Source organism: Escherichia sp. E14V7 (assembly GCF_004212225.1).
Classification (GTDB): domain Bacteria; phylum Pseudomonadota; class Gammaproteobacteria; order Enterobacterales; family Enterobacteriaceae; genus Escherichia.
The window spans coordinates 1-16195 of sequence record NZ_RHJJ01000001.1; the positions used below are offsets into that span (position 1 = coordinate 1).

15 protein-coding genes, 1 tRNA gene and 1 rRNA gene are annotated in these 16195 nt (G+C 49.2%); 3 read left to right on the forward strand and 14 right to left on the reverse strand.

The genetic code is table 11. The features are described from left to right. Positions 1 to 57: 57 nt before the first annotated feature. Positions 58 to 133: transfer RNA gene (locus D9741_RS00005), tRNA-Thr, on the forward strand. Between the two features lie 39 nt (positions 134 to 172). Further along, positions 173 to 288 (forward strand): 5S ribosomal RNA (rrf, locus tag D9741_RS00010). Positions 289 to 352: 64 nt separating this feature from the next. Here the strand turns inward: rrf and D9741_RS00015 are convergent. From D9741_RS00015 to acrE, 7 genes are all read right to left on the reverse strand, one after another. Continuing rightward, complete coding sequence (locus tag D9741_RS00015) at positions 353 to 1111, reverse strand: amino acid ABC transporter ATP-binding protein (protein ID WP_130219134.1); 759 nt, start codon at positions 1109 to 1111, stop codon at positions 353 to 355. Positions 1112 to 1118: 7 nt separating this feature from the next. Next, positions 1119 to 2222, reverse strand: coding sequence for an amino acid ABC transporter permease (locus D9741_RS00020; RefSeq protein ID WP_130219251.1), 1104 nt, complete (start codon positions 2220 to 2222; stop codon positions 1119 to 1121). A 9-nt stretch (positions 2223 to 2231) separates the two neighbouring features. Further along, positions 2232 to 3413, reverse strand: coding sequence for an amino acid ABC transporter permease (locus D9741_RS00025; RefSeq protein ID WP_130219136.1), 1182 nt, complete (start codon positions 3411 to 3413; stop codon positions 2232 to 2234). 67 nt (positions 3414 to 3480) lie between these two features. After that, positions 3481 to 4506, reverse strand: a complete 1026-nt coding sequence (locus tag D9741_RS00030; RefSeq protein WP_130219138.1) for an amino acid ABC transporter substrate-binding protein — start codon at positions 4504 to 4506, stop codon at positions 3481 to 3483. Positions 4507 to 4923: 417 nt separating this feature from the next. After that, positions 4924 to 5145, reverse strand: coding sequence for a membrane protein (locus D9741_RS00035; protein WP_000825639.1), 222 nt, complete (start codon positions 5143 to 5145; stop codon positions 4924 to 4926). 251 nt (positions 5146 to 5396) lie between these two features. After that, complete coding sequence (acrF, locus tag D9741_RS00040) at positions 5397 to 8501, reverse strand: multidrug efflux RND transporter permease subunit AcrF (protein ID WP_130204496.1); 3105 nt, start codon at positions 8499 to 8501, stop codon at positions 5397 to 5399. An 11-nt stretch (positions 8502 to 8512) separates the two neighbouring features. Continuing rightward, the gene (acrE, locus tag D9741_RS00045; protein ID WP_130219140.1) at positions 8513 to 9670 is read right to left on the reverse strand and encodes a multidrug efflux RND transporter periplasmic adaptor subunit AcrE; all 1158 of its coding nucleotides are present in this window, start codon (positions 9668 to 9670) and stop codon (positions 8513 to 8515) included. 395 nt (positions 9671 to 10065) lie between these two features. Here acrE and envR point away from each other — a divergent pair, with 395 nt between their 5' ends. Continuing rightward, a complete protein-coding gene (envR, locus tag D9741_RS00050) occupies positions 10066 to 10728 on the forward strand; it encodes an acrEF/envCD operon transcriptional regulator (RefSeq protein WP_130219142.1) in 663 nt (220 codons plus the stop codon). 2 nt (positions 10729 to 10730) lie between these two features. Here the strand turns inward: envR and D9741_RS00055 are convergent, their stop codons facing one another. The 7 genes from D9741_RS00055 to D9741_RS00085 form a co-directional block, all read right to left on the reverse strand. Further along, positions 10731 to 10910, reverse strand: coding sequence for a DUF2556 family protein (locus tag D9741_RS00055; RefSeq protein ID WP_010345321.1), 180 nt, complete (start codon positions 10908 to 10910; stop codon positions 10731 to 10733). 83 nt (positions 10911 to 10993) lie between these two features. Then, a complete protein-coding gene (gene yhdJ, locus D9741_RS00060) occupies positions 10994 to 11878 on the reverse strand; it encodes an adenine-specific DNA-methyltransferase (protein ID WP_130219144.1) in 885 nt (294 codons plus the stop codon). Between the two features lie 84 nt (positions 11879 to 11962). Further along, on the reverse strand, positions 11963 to 12259 hold the full coding sequence (gene fis / locus D9741_RS00065) for a DNA-binding transcriptional regulator Fis (RefSeq protein ID WP_000462905.1): 297 nt from the start codon (positions 12257 to 12259) through the stop codon (positions 11963 to 11965). A gap of 25 nt (positions 12260 to 12284) precedes the next feature. Then, entirely contained in the window at positions 12285 to 13250 is a 966-nt protein-coding gene (dusB, locus tag D9741_RS00070) for a tRNA dihydrouridine synthase DusB (protein ID WP_001219652.1), read from the reverse strand. A 328-nt stretch (positions 13251 to 13578) separates the two neighbouring features. Beyond that, positions 13579 to 14460 carry a 50S ribosomal protein L11 methyltransferase gene (gene prmA, locus D9741_RS00075; RefSeq protein WP_130219146.1) on the reverse strand — a complete coding sequence of 294 codons (882 nt, stop codon included), beginning with the start codon at positions 14458 to 14460 and terminating at the stop codon, positions 13579 to 13581. 11 nt (positions 14461 to 14471) lie between these two features. Next, positions 14472 to 15923: a sodium/pantothenate symporter gene (panF, locus tag D9741_RS00080; protein ID WP_130219148.1), complete on the reverse strand. Its 1452-nt coding sequence runs from the start codon at positions 15921 to 15923 to the stop codon at positions 14472 to 14474. After that, positions 15913 to 16155, reverse strand: a complete 243-nt coding sequence (locus D9741_RS00085) for a YhdT family protein (protein WP_000381171.1) — start codon at positions 16153 to 16155, stop codon at positions 15913 to 15915. The genes panF and D9741_RS00085 overlap by 11 nt, the downstream gene beginning before the upstream one ends. Positions 16156 to 16195: the final 40 nt, after the last annotated feature.

A 16195-nucleotide genomic window follows, 5' to 3' on the forward strand; every position in this document is an offset into this window, starting at 1 on the left:
GTAGTGTGGGGTTTCCCCATGCGAGAGTAGGGAACTGCCAGGCATCAAATTTAGCGTGCTGATATGGCTCAGTTGGTAGAGCGCACCCTTGGTAAGGGTGAGGTCCCCAGTTCGACTCTGGGTATCAGCACCACTTTTTAGGTTAAAGTTCGGCAGATTAGAAAAGAATTTGTCTGGCGGCAGTAGCGCGGTGGTCCCACCTGACCCCATGCCGAACTCAGAAGTGAAACGCCGTAGCGCCGATGGTAGTGTGGGGTCTCCCCATGCGAGAGTAGGGAACTGCCAGACATCAAATAAAACAAAAGGCTCAGTCGGAAGACTGGGCCTTTTTGCTTTTCGAACTAACATTCAATTAATGGATAACCTGCGATAAAAATGCCCTCGTACGCTCCGATTTAGGATGCGCAAAAAATTCATCCGGTGCAGCTTGCTCCACGATTTCTCCGCGATCCATAAAAATCACTCGATCAGCGACAGTTCGCGCAAATCCCATTTCATGTGTTACACACAACATTGTCATACCCGACTGCGCCAGCCCAATCATCGTATCCAGCACTTCTTTCACCATCTCCGGATCGAGCGCTGACGTAGGTTCATCAAACAGCATGATCTTTGGTTTCATACAAAGTGAACGTGCTATGGCAACGCGTTGCTGCTGACCACCAGAAATCTGTCCGGGAAACTTCTGGGCATGTTCGGCAATTCTCACCCGCTCAAGGTAATGCATCGCCAGAGCTTCAGCCTCTTTCTTTGGCATCTTGCGTACCCAAATCGGTGCCAGGGTACAGTTCTGTAGAACGGTCAGATGAGGGAAGAGATTGAAATGCTGAAAGACCATTCCCACTTCCTGCCTGACGCGCTCAATATTGCGGATATCTTCATTAAGTTCGATGCCATCTACCACGATCCGTCCCTGTTGATGTTCTTCCAGATGATTAATACAACGAATGGTTGTCGATTTACCGGAACCTGAAGGGCCACACAGAACGATCCGTTCACCGGTTTGCACAGTCAGATTTATATCTTTTAAGACATGGAATTGCCCATACCATTTATTGACATTTTCCAGCGTAATCATCGCGTTAGCAGGTTGCAGTAAAATTTGGCTCATAGTGTCCTCAATGCTGTATACGCCCGGTGTTAAAACGTTTTTCCAGATGTTGGCTATAGCGCGACATGCTGAAACAGAAGATCCAGTAGATCAGTGCGGCGAAAACATACCCTTCTGTGGACATACCCAGCCAGGCGGGGTCAACGGTTGCCTGCTGAACGCTACTGAAAAGATCGAACAACCCGATGATGATCACCAGACTTGTGTCTTTGAATAGCGCGATGATGGTATTTACCAGTCCTGGAATCACCAGCTTCAGTGCCTGGGGCAGAATAACCAGCCCTTGAGTTTTCCAGTAACCCAACGCCAGCGACTCTGCCGCTTCGTATTGCCCTTTGGGCAGCGCCTGTAATCCGCCTCGCACGACTTCCGCAACGTATGCTGACTGAAACAGGATCACGCCGACCAACGCACGAATCAGTTTGTCGATGCTGGTGCCTTCCGCCATAAAGAGCGGCAGCATGACCGAAGACATAAACAGTACGGTAATCAGCGGTACGCCGCGCCAGAACTCGATAAAAACGACCGATAAGATACGCACAATCGGCATATGGGAGCGGCGACCTAACGCCAGTAAGATCCCCCACGGTAGCGCCCCCGCAATCCCAACTGATGCAATAATTAAAGTTAGCGTCAGCCCGCCCCATTGCCGGGTTTCAACCCGCTCAAGACCAAAAAAACCGCCATACATCAGCCACCAGACAATCAGTGGGTAGATAACCGCCCAGACCGCAATATAGCGACCGCGATGCGGGAGTATTTTCCAGAACATTGGTGCGATAGACACAAGGCCAATCAGTAATGCCAGGTTAATTCGCCAGCGTTGGTCGTGTGGGTAAAGCCCATACATAAACTGACCAAATCGTTCGTGGATGAAGACCCAACAGGCACCGGCTTTTGTGCAGTCGGCACGCGTTGAGCCAACCCAGTTAGCCTGCAAAAATGCCCAGTTCAGCAACGGTGGGATCAGTTCCCACATCAACCATATGCAGCCAATAGTCAGCAGGCTATTGCTCCAGCTGGAGAACAGATTTTTTCGCACCCACACCATAGCGCGGCTTGAGTTATGGCTCGCCGGGCGCGGGGGATGAGACAGCAATACTTTTGTCATCATGACTCCTTAGCGTTCAACGATCGCGATACGGCGGTTATAGATATTCATCAGCAGCGAGATAGTCAGGCTGATAATCAGATAGACCGACATCGTCATGGCTATCGTCTCGATGGCTTGCCCCGTTTGGTTCAGCACGGTGCCAGCAAACAGCGAAACCATATCGGGATAGCCAATAGCGGCGGCAAGAGAGGAGTTCTTGACGATGTTGAGATACTGGCTGGTTAACGGTGGAATAATCACCCGCAATGCCTGGGGAATAATGACCTGGCGTAGCGTAACCGGGTTGGGTAATCCCAGTGATCGAGCCGCTTCATGTTGACCATAAGGCACTGCCTGGATCCCGGCGCGGATAATCTCGGCGATAAATGCAGAGGTATAAACCGAAAGTGCTAGCGTTAAGGCTGCCAGTTCAGGAATTAAAACCATCCCGCCGCGGAAATTAAAGCCTCGAAGGGCTGGGACATCCCAGTGTAGTGCTGCGCCAAAAAGCCATTGCGCCAGTAAAGGTAAACCAATGATCAACACAACGGCGCAAGGCCAGGTACGGCGCAGTTGTCCGGTCTTTATCTGGTGCGTTTTATTAAAACGGAATAGTCCAACAGAAATGGCTATAGCAATAACAACAGTCAGGATAAACGCAATAAATCCATCTCCCAGCTGCGGCGACGGAATATAGAGCCCACGATTGCTCAAAAAGGCGAGATCAAACGCGCTCACTGCCTGGCGTGGTCCGGGCAAATTGCGCAACACGGCAAAGTACCAGAAGAAGATTTGCAGCAGCGGGGGAATATTACGGAAGATCTCAATATAAATTGTGGAAAGCTTTCGTAGCAGCCAGTTGTCCGAAAGTCTCGCCAGACCGATAAAGAAGCCCAGGACAGATGCGAATACGATACACAATGCTGAAACCAGTAGCGTATTGAGTAAGCCGACAATAAAAACGTGTCCGTAGGTATCGCCCTGCTGGTAATCGATCAAATGCTGGACGATCCCGAAGCCTGCGCCGCGATCCAGAAAGGCAAATCCTGATGTAATGCCGCGATTGTTTAGATTCGTCACGGTGTTGTGAAATAACCAACCAACAATGCCGACGACGGCAACAACGGCGAGGATCTGGAATAACCAGGCGCGAACCGTAGGGTTGGTAAAGGAGAGTGAGCCTTTAACGGTTGAGCGGCGATGGGGCATATAAACCTCGGAAACCATAACGCTGAAGAGAGCGCCGCCGTAGCGACGCCCGTTACCTCACACCGACTTAACGCACGGGCGGCGCGTACTGAATACCGCCGTTATTCCAGAGATTATTTTGCCCACGTTTAATTTTCAGCGGGCTTTCTGAACCTACATTACGCTCAAAAATTTCCGAGTAGTTACCCACCTGTTTGATGATGTTGTAAGCCCATTTATTATCCAGCTTCAGATCCTTGCCGTAATCGCCCTCTTTACCCAGCAGATGCGCCATATCAGGCGTAGCTGGATTAGCCGCTTTTTCATCAACGTTTTGCGAGTTAACGCCCATCTCTTCAGCATTCAGCATGGCGAAAAGCGTCCAGCGCACAATAGAGAACCATTCATCATCGCCACGACGGACTACCGGACCAAGCGGTTCTTTAGAGATAACTTCTGGCAGGACAATCCATTCGGCAGGATTACTTAATTTGATCCGCAGGGCATACAGTTGCGACTGATCCGAGGCCAGCGTATCGCAGCGGCCAGATTCCAGAGCCTTCGCTGATTCGTCTGAGCGATCGAAGGTTACTGGCGTGTACTTCATATTGTTTGCCTTGAAGTAATCGGCGACGTTGAGTTCGGTATCAGTCCCCGCCTGAATACAGACTGTTGCGCCATCCAGTTCTTTCGCGCTTTTTAATCCCGCTTTATCGTGCGTCAGGAAGCCAATGCCGTCGTAATAAGTGACGCCAGTAAATGCCATTCCCATTCCTGCGTCGCGGGATGAAGTCCAGGTCGTATTACGGGAAAGCAAATCCACTTCTCCTGACTGTAAAGCGGTGAAGCGTTCTTTTGCTGTGAGTGGGGTATATTTCACTTTCGTGTCGTCACCAAATACAGCAGCGGCAATACCACGACAAACATCTACATCAATACCTGAAAACTTACCGTCTGCATCGGCATAAGAGAACCCAGGTAATCCGTCACTGATCCCACATTGCACAAACCCTTTATTCTTTACGGCATCAAGTGTCGCGCCAGCATGCGCCTGATTTGCAACGGCAAGCAGCACGCTGGCGGCAGCCAGTGTGGCTATCATCATCTTTTTCATAATGCTTCCTGTGAGGCGAAAATTATCGTTATAGGACGTTTGGGAAACGTCTTTTACCTGTCTGTGGCCATCCTTTTATAAGCAAAAGTAGTGCCAGCTTTTGCGCACGATTCCACGTCGCAATAAGCTGAGTGTAGACAGGAAATAATAAAAACATCGCCTCGCAATGGTGCGAAAATGAAACATACGCCACATTTTAGCGCAAAATATTTATTCGCATTTTACTAAGCAGGATAATGATTGTTAGCGTGAGCATGTGTTTTAAATGAGGGTAAAAACTAATGGATGTGTTATTTCGATAGTTCGAAATAAAATGCTAAATTAAAAGGGAATAAGCTAGCAGAATATAGTTGTATTTTATCTTACGGTGAGATTCTGTACCGTTAAACAGAGCGCGGAACTCCGCGCCCTGTTCAGTTATTTCGACAGAGCGATGATCCCCATCGTCAGGCCAGCAACAGCCGCTGCCCCGCCAGCAATAGCCCCAGCCGTTTCCCAGTTATCCTGAGTCGTACCTTTCATACAGGTATTCGTGTGAACCAGACGGCCCTGATCGTCATAAACCGGAACGCAGGGTGAATCGTGAGCGCAGCCCGCCAGCAATGCGGTGAGCAATGCGACAGGAATTAATCTTTTCATGGTGTTACCTCAGTAATAACGCTACCGCTTAATAAGCTAACTTTCTTATTAACGTGCTGAATTCCATTTTATCACCGGGAGTTATAATTCTTGTGAGATGAATAATGACAAATTATGTGAATTGTAAAAATAATGAAGGGAGAAAGAATGAATGCACTCAATTTAAAAGCTAATGAATCATTAACTCATTAATTTTTATAGTTTTAACCGCAAATTAAAAAGGCGTCCGAAGACGCCTTTGTGTCTTAAATTTACCCTTTAAAGCAACGGCGGATCACCACAAAGAACACGGGGACAAAGAAGATTGCCAGCAATGTTGCGGAAATCATGCCACCCATGACTCCAATCCCTACCGCGTTCTGCGCGCCGCTTCCCGCACCATTACTGATAGCCAGCGGCAATACGCCGAGAATAAAGGCGAGTGATGTCATCAGAATAGGACGAAGACGCATACGTACAGCCATCAGCGTTGCTTCAATGACACCTTTCCCCTCTTTCTCCATAAGGTCTTTGGCGAACTCAACAATCAAAATAGCGTTTTTAGCCGATAAGCCAATTGTCGTTAACAAGCCCACCATAAAATAAACGTCATTTTTCTGATTAAAGAGTGTCGCCGCCAGCAGCACGCCGACAATCCCTAACGGCACGACCAACATAACCGAGACAGGAATTGACCAGCTTTCATAGAGCGCCGCAAGGCACAGGAAAACGACCACGAATGAAATGGCTACCAGAGCAGGGGCCTGGTTACCTGACAAGCGTTCCTGATACGACATCCCCGTCCAGTCATAACCGATTCCGTTAGGTAGTTGTGAGGCGAGGCTTTCCATTAGAGACATCGCATCGCCGGAACTGGTGCCTGGCGCAGCTTCCCCCTGAATCTCCATGGAGGGTAGACCGTTGTAGCGTTCCAGACGCGGAGAACCATATACCCAATGTGAAGTGGTAAAGGTGGAGAATGGCACCATTTCGCCGTTAGCGCTGCGGACATAAAGTTTATCGACATCTTCTGGCAGCATACGGAATTTGGCATCCGCCTGAACATATACTTTTTTCACGCGGCCACGGTCGATGAAGTCGTTGACATACGTCCCGCCTAACGCCGTAGAAATGGTCTGATTAATGTCAGAAAGCGAAACGCCTAATGCCTGTGCTTTTTCCTGGTCAACTTCAAGTTTGAACTGCGCAGTATCTTCCAGTCCATTGGGGCGCACACTGACTAAGCTTTCAGGATGTTGCGCCGCCATGCCAAGCAACTGGTTGCGGGCATGGGTTAAGGCATCGTGACCAAGACCCGCCTGATCGATTAACTCAAAGTCGAAACCTGTTGCCGTACCCAGTTCAACAATGGCTGGCATATTGAATGGAATGACAAAACCGTCGCGGATTTTACTCAGTTCCATTTTGGCACGTTGGATTACCGCTTCCGCGCTATTTTCTTCGCCACTGCGCTCTTCCCACGGTTTAAGGCTGACAAAGGCCATCCCGGCGTTTTGCGCCTGACCGCTGAAGCTAAATCCATTGACTGTAAAGACACTTTCAACGTTCGCCTTCTCGTTCTTCAGATAGTAATCCGTCACTTCATCCAGTACTTTTTGTGTCCGCTCTTGCGTCGCGCCAGCAGGCAATTGGATCATGGTCAGGAAGACACCCTGATCTTCTTCCGGCAAGAAAGAAGAAGGGAGGCGTAAAAACAGCACTACCATTCCGGCGACAATCAGCGCATAGATCAGTAAATATCGCCCTGTGGAACCGAGGATTTTGCCAACGCTATTGGTGTAGTGATTAACACTATGATCGAAAGTGGTGTTAAACCAGCCGAAGAACCCCCCCTTATTTTCGTGATGCTCGGCAGAGACTGGTTTCAGCAATGTTGCACATAACGCGGGGGTGAGAATCAGCGCAACTAGTACTGAAAGCGCCATTGCTGAAACAATAGTGATAGAGAACTGTCGATAAATTGCCCCTGTTGAGCCACCGAAGAATGCCATCGGAATAAATACCGCCGACAGTACCATCGCGATACCTACCAGCGCGCCCTGGATTTGCGACATCGATTTTTCCGTCGCTTCTCTGGGGGGGAGTTTATCCTCCATCATTACGCGCTCGACGTTCTCCACAACGACTATCGCATCATCAACAAGAAGTCCGATGGCAAGTACCATCCCGAACATCGTTAGCGTGTTGATGGAGTAACCAAAAGCGGCGAGTATGGCAAATGTCCCTAACAACACGACAGGTACAGCAATGGTGGGTATCAATGTTGCCCGCATGTTCTGCAAGAACAGATACATCACCAGGAATACCAGGATAATGGCTTCGAACAGCGTTTTCACCACTTCCTGGATAGAAAGCTGGACGAAAGGCGTGGTGTCATAAGGGTAAAGAACCTTCATTCCCTGTGGGAAGAACGGCTGTAATTCTGCCAGTTTGGCCTTGATAGCTTTTGCGGTATCAAGTGCGTTAGCTCCCGTTGCCAGTTTAATGCCGAGGCCAGCCGCGGGTTTGCCGTTGATACGGGCGATAACGTTATAGTTTTCACCACCGAGTTCAATCCGTGCGACATCTTTCAGCCGCACTACCGAACCGTCGCTGTTCACGCGCAGGGTGACTTTGCCGAACTCTTCCGGATCTTTTAACCGTGTCTGGGCAATAATCGACGCGTTTAACTGCTGTCCTGGTAATGCCGGCGTGCCGCCTAACTGACCGGCCGCAATCTGGTCGTTCTGTACTTTCAACTGGTTAATGACATCAACCGATGTGAGTTTATATTTGTTCAGCAGATCGGCATCGAGCCAGATACGCATAGCGTACTGAGCACCGAACAGTTGCACGTCGCCAACGCCGTTCAGACGGCTAATGGTATCTTTGACGTTAGAGGCGATGTAGTCGGAAATATCGTCTTGCGTGGTACTTGGGTTATCAGAAACAAAACCAGCCACCATCAAAAAGCTGCTACTTGATTTCTCGACACTTATCCCCTGTTGCTGGACTTCCTGCGGCAGCAACGGTGTGGCGAGTTGAAGTTTGTTTTGTACCTGCACTTGCGCGATGTCTGGATCGGTCCCGGACTGGAAGGTGAGAGTAATTGTCACGCTACCGGCAGAATCGCTGGTGGAGGACATATACATCAGATTATCGATGCCGTTCATATTCTGTTCGATAACCTGTGTCACCGTATCCTGCACGGTTTGCGCATCAGCGCCCGGATAGTTTGCCGACACAGAAACCGCAGGCGGGGCAATGGTTGGATACTGGGCTACGGGCAATTGTAGGATCGCCAGTACGCCCGCCATCATCAGAATAATGGCCAGCACCCATGCAAATATTGGTCGTCGAATAAAAAAGTTTGCCATATCAGATTGCCTTACTTCGACGCAGTATCTGCGGGGGTATCGGTAGTGGCCTTAACCTGCTCTCCCGGGCGTGCTTTTTGCAGGCCGCTGACAATGACCTGATCACCCGCTTTTAGTCCTTCGCTAATCAGCCATTTATCGCCAATGGCCTGGCTGGCGACAACAGGACGCGCCTCAACCTGGCTTTTATCATTAACAATCAGGACGGTAGCGTCACCACGCGGTGTACGGCTAACTCCCTGTTGCGGGATAAGAATGGCGTCAGGTTGTACACCTTCATCGATCCGTGCGCGCACAAACATACCTGGCAGAAGCGTGTGTTGCGGGTTAGGGAAAACTGCGCGCAGGGTAATGGAACCGGTGCTTTCATCAACGGTCACATCAGAGAATTGCAGCGTGCCTTTCAGGGGATAGGTTTGACCGTTTTCCATGACCAACTCTACGTTGCTGGTGGCGTTTTCCTTATGCAAATTCCCTTGCTCTACGGATTGCTTCAGTCTCATGAAGTCGTTGCTGGATTGGGTCACATCGACATAGATAGGATCGAGTTGCTGGACAGTCGCCAGTTCGGTCGTTTGCCCGTTAGTGACGAGAGCACCTTCGGTTACCGAAGATTTGCCGATACGCCCGCTAATTGGCGCAGTCACTTTGGTATAAGCGAGATTGATGCGGGCGCTTTCGACCGTGGCTTTTGCGGCTATGACGGTAGCATCGGCCTGACGAGCATCAGCAATCGCCTGATCGTACTCCTGCTGGCTGATGTATTTCGTACCCACAAGCGGAACATAACGTTTTACCGTCAAATGCGCGATGGACGCGGCAGCTTCGCTTTTCGCCAGTTCGCCTTTCGCGCTGTCATAACTTGCCTGATAAGTGGCTGGATCGATCTGGTACAGGGACTGGCCAGCTTGCACATCGCTGCCTTCAGTGAAATTACGATTCAGCACTATCCCGCTAACCTGCGGGCGAACCTCGGCAATACGGAAAGCATTAGTACGGCCTGGTAATTCAGTTTTAACTTCTAACGGGGCTGTATTCACAATATGAACGGTAACCTGCGGTTCACCGACGTGAGCTTTCTCTTCTCCCTTATCGTTACAACCCGCAATTAACGCTGCGGAGATCATGATAAAGGAGGGCAGGAGGAAAAACCTGGCATGTTTCGTCATTACTATTCCTCAAAAAACCAAAAGCGCGTTATTAGCCAGAAAAAGGCAACGCGTTAACTCGCAGAAATAAAAATACAGTTCGCTATCCTACAAATTATCGTCCGGCGATGTAAGGAATAGTTATGAATAGTCGCTATTCAAGGCACGTAAACACAAAAAGAGATTAATATTCTAATGTTCTCATTTGATGTGAGTTGAAAAGAATGGAAGCATTTTAACGCAAAGTGAAATATACATTTATTAAGTAAATATATTATCGGTAAACAATAGATTTGACTTATTTGACGATTGGTAGCAGATGGGATTTAGCTTCTCGTATAAATAAACATTAGGTGATACATTACTTCTCGCTGTTTCCCTTATATTGAATATATTTATTCCTTGAATGATTAATCATGGCAAAAAGAACCAAAGCTGAAGCCCTGAAGACCAGGCAAGAACTGATTGAAACCGCCATCGCCCAGTTTGCGCAGTATGGCGTAAGCAAGACGACGCTCAATGACATCGCCGACGCCGCCAACGTCACGCGTGGCGCAATCTACTGGCACTTCGAAAACAAGGCTCAACTGTTAAACGAGATGTGGCTGCAACAGCCTTCATTGCGTGAGTTAATCCAGGAACGTTTAACGGAAGGGTTAGAACATGATCCTTTCCTGCAATTGCGTGAAAAACTGATTGTTGGCTTGCAATATATTGCCGAAATTCCCCGCCAGCAGGCGTTACTGCAAATCTTATATCACAAGTGTGAATTTAGTGATGAAATGCTGGCCGAGGCAGTAATACGTGAAAAGATGGGCTTTAATCCACAGATTCTGCGTGAAGTATTACAAGCATGTCAGCAACAGGGGGATATAGCTAAAAGCCTCGACTTAGACGTCGTAATGATTATTATTGATGGTGCCTTCAGCGGTATTGTTCAAAACTGGTTAATGAATATAGCGGGTTACGATCTTTATAAACAAGCACCCGCATTAGTCGATAATGTATTAAGAATGTTTATGCCAGATGAAAACATAACGAAATTAATTCATAAAACAAATGAATTAGGTATCGTATAAAGTTACATTCTATTGTGAAAATCCAGTTCGTCACAGTTAACCAGTTTTAGCGGATTAACCGAGTTCATATTGCGACATTTGTCTGTTTCTGTTGCCAGTAGTTCGATCCACTGCATCAGTAAGGTATCAAACAGAAAAACGGAGACAGCGAAAACGACGAGCCACCAATACTTGCGAATCATTACCTGAGCCTGTGCATGTTTAACCAAGTCTGGCAGGAAATATACACGAAATGAATAATCTGAAAACCAGGCTTACACTTCCTTTACTTTGCAATGAGATCGGGGTCAACTTCGCTGATCCGGCTTCGTTTTGACAGGTTGCCGGTCTTTCTTTTTTTCACTTTCGCCAGCTCTTCCATGGAGTAATGTGACGCGACATCCAGCCGGCGTAGCCCCATCTTGATGTACTCGCTGTTAATCTCAATACCAATGAATTTTCGCCCGGTCGCGACGGCGACGGCACCGGTGGTGAAGCTACCAGCAAACGGATCGAGAACGACATCGCCAGGGTTAGAAGAGGCGAGAATAATGCGCTTCAGTAAAGCTTCAGGCTTTTGCGTCGGATGGTTTTCATATTCATCCATCAAATAACGTACGCGTGGAAAATCCCAGACGTTACCTGGCACTTTTTGATGATTGTAAGGTTGTGGGGGATTTTTGCGATAGTCGATTAATGCACGCTGTGCTCCGGTTTTGGCTTCTACCAGAATAGCATCGCTGTTAAAGGTGTAGTTCTTTGCGTCTTTCACCATCATCAGGATGGGTTCATACATGGAGCCGTAATATTTTTTGGCCTGAACGCCGGAGCTGTCATACGACCAGACGATGCGACTTTTGATGGTAAAAAGCTGGCGGCACTGGAGGTCAATAAAGGGCATGTTTTCCGTGCTGTTCATGATGTACATGCTGCCCTGTTTTTTCAGAACGCGGTGGCACTCTGTAATCACTTCAAATAGCCAGTTAATAAACAGATCTTCTTTCCACGCTTCGATCAGGCCATCGAAATTTTTACCGATGTTATAAGGCGGGTCAGCAAAGATTAGATCAACACTTTCTGCGGGTATCTTTTTAAGTTCAGCTAATGCATCACCGTGGATAATGGTCTTTGCATTGTCGCCAAACCTGGTGGGTTCACATCCTGTTCTCATGGTCACTCCCTTTGCGACACCTATAAAAAAGGCGCTTCCCCATGCCGAGTAGCGCCTTTTAATCAAGCAATTAGCTAACCTGAATTAGTTCATGCCGTACTTTTTCAATTTTTTACGCAGCGTACCACGGTTGATGCCCATCATCAGCGCAGCACGGGTCTGGTTACCACGGGTGTATTGCATCACCATGTCCAACAGGGGCTGTTCTACTTCAGCCAGTACCAGCTCATAGAGGTCATTAACATCCTGACCATTCAGTTGAGCAAAATAGTTCTTCAGTGCCTGTTTAACCGAGTCACGCAGGGGTTTTTGGGTTACCTGATCCTGAGAGTTAACGGTAGAAACGGTCAGTACGTCAGAATTTACGCGTTGTTCGAACATAGTTCTGTCAGCTCTTTATTTCTGTTTACGCAAAATTTTCGAAGTATGCCTCCAACGCCTCCAGCTGTTCGCTGGCATCCTCAATGGCGTTGAATGTGCGCCGAAACTGGTCATTTGGAGCGTGTTCCTGGAGATACCAGGAAACGTGTTTACGTGCAATTCGGTACCCTTTTGCCGGACCATAAAAGTCATGCAGTTCCCGAACGTGCGCGCAAAGCAAGCGCTTAACCTCTGCCAAAGGCAGCGGGGGCAGCAACTCCCCAGTGTCCAGATAATGCTGGATTTCCCGAAAGATCCAGGGTCTTCCCTGAGCTGCGCGGCCTATCATCAGAGCATCCGCCCCTGTATAGTCGAGCACAGCTCTGGCTTTAAGCGGGTCAGTAATGTCGCCATTCGCGATAACCGGAATGGAAACTTTCTGCTTAACTGCCCGAATACTGTCGTATTCAGCTTCTCCATTGAACAAACAGGCGCGTGTACGGCCATGAATGGTCAGAGCCTGAATGCCACAGTCTTCAGCCAGTTGGGCAATCTCTTCGCAGTTACGGTGTTCCGGCGCCCAGCCTGTGCGAATCTTCAGGGTAACAGGAACGTCCACTGCATTAACGACCTCGGTAAGGATCGATTTAACGACATCCGGGTACTGCAAGAGGGCTGAACCTGCAAGCTTGCGATTCACTTTTTTAGCCGGGCAACCCATATTGATATCAATAATCTGGGCACCGCTTTCCACGTTAATACGTGCTGCATCTGCCATTTCTTTCGGATCGCTACCGGCAATTTGCACGGTGCGAATACCGGGTTCATCAATGTGCACCATCCGTAAACGAGATTTATCGCTTTCCCAAACCTGAGGGTTAGAAGACATCATCTCGGATACTGTCAATCCGGCTCCCATCTCGTAGCACAACGTCCGAAAAGGTCTGTCTGTAATGCCAGCCATGGGCGCTGCGATCAGGCGATTTCTGAGCTGATATTGTCCGATGCGCATGAGTTAAGAAATGACCATACTGTGACTGCAAGGCGGCGTATATTACGCATTTTTTGCACGAGATGAAAGGCCAAACTTTGACCAATCCTCTGAGATGGATCAAAGAATTGCATTTAAAATGAACTCGGCGGAATAATTAATCATAAAAATCATCACATTAGAAATAAGTGATTAAAATTCGCACTCAAAGAAATTTGAGTAAGTTCTCAATTTTTCTTTATGAATGAAAATTTTGGCACGCAAATTTGCCTAAATAATCAGCAAAATTACGTGCCTTTTGTGACGTTGCTCGCACTTCTCTCTACATCACTATGCTGCATTCTGGCGGTTAATTCTTACGACCAGTAATGCGACACCACTCTTCTTTTTCCACGACCGGGTCCAGAACGAAGCTGTCGGCATAAGCTTCACAAACGCTCTCCGCCTGGCTTGCCAGAATACCGGAAAGGCCCAGCAAACCGCCTGAAACCGGCAGGACGCTGATTAACGGTGCCAGTTCACGTAACGGGCCTGCAAGGATGTTAGCGACCACCACGTCGGCTTTCATCGCTTCAGGCTGATCTTTGGGTAAGTAGAGTTCCAGACGGTCAGAAACGCCATTACGTTCGGCGTTGTCGCGGCTGGCCTGAATGGCCTGCGGATCGATATCAATACCAATGGCTTTTGCTGCGCCCAGTTTCAGTGCCGCGATTGCCAGAATGCCGGAGCCACAGCCAAAGTCGATGACTGTTTTACCGGTTAAATCGAGGCTGTCGAGCCATTGCAGGCACAGAGAGGTAGTTGGATGAGTTCCCGTACCAAACGCCAGGCCCGGGTCTAACATCACGTTGACGGCGTTTTCGTCTGGCACATCACGCCAGCTTGGGCAGATCCACAGACGTTCACCAAAGCGCATTGGGTGGAAATTGTCCATCCATTCGCGCTCCCAGTCTTTATCTTCCAGTTGTTCGATTTTATGCGCAAAGCCTGCGCCAAGTAGCGGATGGTTTTCCAGAATCGCCACCACGTCGTTCATATCGGTTTCAGCGTCGAACAGACCTATCACATCGGTGTCGCCCCAAAGGCGCGTTTCGCCCGGCAGCGGCTCAAATACTGGCGTATCGTGGGTATCCTGAAAAGTAATAGATACGGCACCTGCTTCCATCAGCGCATCGCTAAGATCTTCAGCGTTCGCGCCGGTGGTGTTCAGTTTCAGTTGGATCCAAGGCATGGCAAAACTCTTTATTTATCAGTAGTCAAAACGGTAGCTTGCGGGACGGATGTACCGAAACGGTTTCCGACCAGGAAAGCCAGCAAACTTAGTAGTAACGAGGGCACGATAGGGTGGAAGCCCAGGTACTGAATATTCAGCGTCGCGAGTACGGCATACAGCACGCCGCCAACGATCATCGCACTTAGAGCGCCTTTGGCATTGGCGCGTTCCCAATAAAGGCCCAGCACCAGCGGCCATAGGAAAACGGCTTCCAGCCCACCGAAGGCCAGCAAATTCAGCCAGATGATCATTTCTGGCGGCTTCCAGGCGGCAAGCAGCAGCAACGCACCGAGAACTAACGTAATTACCGCCGACATCCGCTTCAGACGCGTCTCGTTTTGCATTTGATCCGGACGGATATTCAGATAGAGATCTTTAATGATCGTAGCGGAACTTTGCAGCAATTGGGCGTTAATTGTCGACATGATCGCAGCCATCGGTGCAGCAAGGAAGATCCCGGCAGCAAACGGTGGCAGCACTTTTACCATCAACGTCGGGATCACCAGATCCGGTACGGTGAGATCGGGGATCACTGCACGACCTAACGCTCCGGCCAGGTGCATACCGAACATCAGGATTGCGACTACAATCGTCCCGATGATAATCCCCCGATGCACTGCTTTGCTGTCTTTATAAGAGATACAGCGCACCGCAGTATGCGGCAGGCCAATAACGCCAAAGCACACCAGTACCCAGAACGATGTCATAAAGGCAGGTGACAGAATATCGTCAGCGCCTTGTGGCGTAACCAGTTGCGGATCGATGGTTTGCAGCGTCTCTACCGCGTTGCTTAAACCACCTGCGGCATGTACCACGCCGACCAGCAGCACAATGGTGCCAACCAGCATCACCAGACCTTGCATGGTGTCGTTCAGCACACTGGCGCGAAAGCCGCCAAAGGCGGTATATAACGCAATACTGATACCGAAAATCAGCAGCCCGGTTTCATAAGGAATACCCGCCGCGGTTTCCAGCAGACGCGCACCGCCGATAAATTGCACGGTCATCGCACCAACGAACGCAACCAGTAAACTCAAACTCGCCAACCACACCAGAAGACGACTCTGGTAGCGGGCAAACAGCATATCGTTCAGCGTCACCGCATTGTAGCGGCGCGCAAGAATCGCGAACTTCTTGCCGAGTATACCGAGCGAAAGCCAGACTGCAGGAAGCTGAATCATCGCCAGCAATACCCAACCCAGGCCGTATTTATAAGCAGCGCCTGGCCCGCCGATAAACGAACTGGCACTGATATAGGTCGCGGTGAGCGTCATCGCCAGCACAATGCCGCCCATGGAGCGGCTGCCGAGGAAATACTCATTGAGGAAGGTGCCCGTGCTCCGTTTACGCATCGCGTAAACCGAAATTCCGAACACCACCACCAGATAGGCGACCAGCGGTAGAATCACTTCAAGCTGCATCGTCATCCTCCAGTGGGATATCGCGATAGATAAATTTCACCATCGCCCAGCACAGTCCAATAAATAGCAGCGGCGTCAGGATGCAGGCCATCTCAAACCAGCGCGGAAAGCCGGTAAAACCGGGGGTAACGCCTGGTAAGTAAGCGGCTACTAACCATACCGCCAGATACAAAAGGGTCAGCCCCAGCGCCCAGCGCGCCTCTTTATGGGCCTGAACAAAACGAGTGTCCATTTTTTGTCCCTGATGGGTGAAGAAAGCGGGGATTGTACCT

Bases quoted from the DNA above. Each gene is read 5' to 3' on its own strand.
- D9741_RS00015 (WP_130219134.1), bottom strand. From the start codon at position 1,111: ATGAGCCAAATTTTACTGCAACCTGCTAACGCGATGATTACGCTGGAA.
- D9741_RS00020 (WP_130219251.1), bottom strand. From the start codon at position 2,222: ATGACAAAAGTATTGCTGTCTCATCCCCCGCGCCCGGCGAGCCATAAC.
- D9741_RS00025 (WP_130219136.1), bottom strand. From the start codon at position 3,413: ATGCCCCATCGCCGCTCAACCGTTAAAGGCTCACTCTCCTTTACCAAC.
- D9741_RS00030 (WP_130219138.1), bottom strand. From the start codon at position 4,506: ATGAAAAAGATGATGATAGCCACACTGGCTGCCGCCAGCGTGCTGCTT.
- D9741_RS00035 (WP_000825639.1), bottom strand. From the start codon at position 5,145: ATGAAAAGATTAATTCCTGTCGCATTGCTCACCGCATTGCTGGCGGGC.
- acrF (WP_130204496.1), bottom strand. From the start codon at position 8,501: ATGGCAAACTTTTTTATTCGACGACCAATATTTGCATGGGTGCTGGCC.
- acrE (WP_130219140.1), bottom strand. From the start codon at position 9,670: ATGACGAAACATGCCAGGTTTTTCCTCCTGCCCTCCTTTATCATGATC.
- envR (WP_130219142.1), top strand. From the start codon at position 10,066: ATGGCAAAAAGAACCAAAGCTGAAGCCCTGAAGACCAGGCAAGAACTG.
- D9741_RS00055 (WP_010345321.1), bottom strand. From the start codon at position 10,910: ATGATTCGCAAGTATTGGTGGCTCGTCGTTTTCGCTGTCTCCGTTTTT.
- yhdJ (WP_130219144.1), bottom strand. From the start codon at position 11,878: ATGAGAACAGGATGTGAACCCACCAGGTTTGGCGACAATGCAAAGACC.
- fis (WP_000462905.1), bottom strand. From the start codon at position 12,259: ATGTTCGAACAACGCGTAAATTCTGACGTACTGACCGTTTCTACCGTT.
- dusB (WP_001219652.1), bottom strand. From the start codon at position 13,250: ATGCGCATCGGACAATATCAGCTCAGAAATCGCCTGATCGCAGCGCCC.
- prmA (WP_130219146.1), bottom strand. From the start codon at position 14,460: ATGCCTTGGATCCAACTGAAACTGAACACCACCGGCGCGAACGCTGAA.
- panF (WP_130219148.1), bottom strand. From the start codon at position 15,923: ATGCAGCTTGAAGTGATTCTACCGCTGGTCGCCTATCTGGTGGTGGTG.
- D9741_RS00085 (WP_000381171.1), bottom strand. From the start codon at position 16,155: ATGGACACTCGTTTTGTTCAGGCCCATAAAGAGGCGCGCTGGGCGCTG.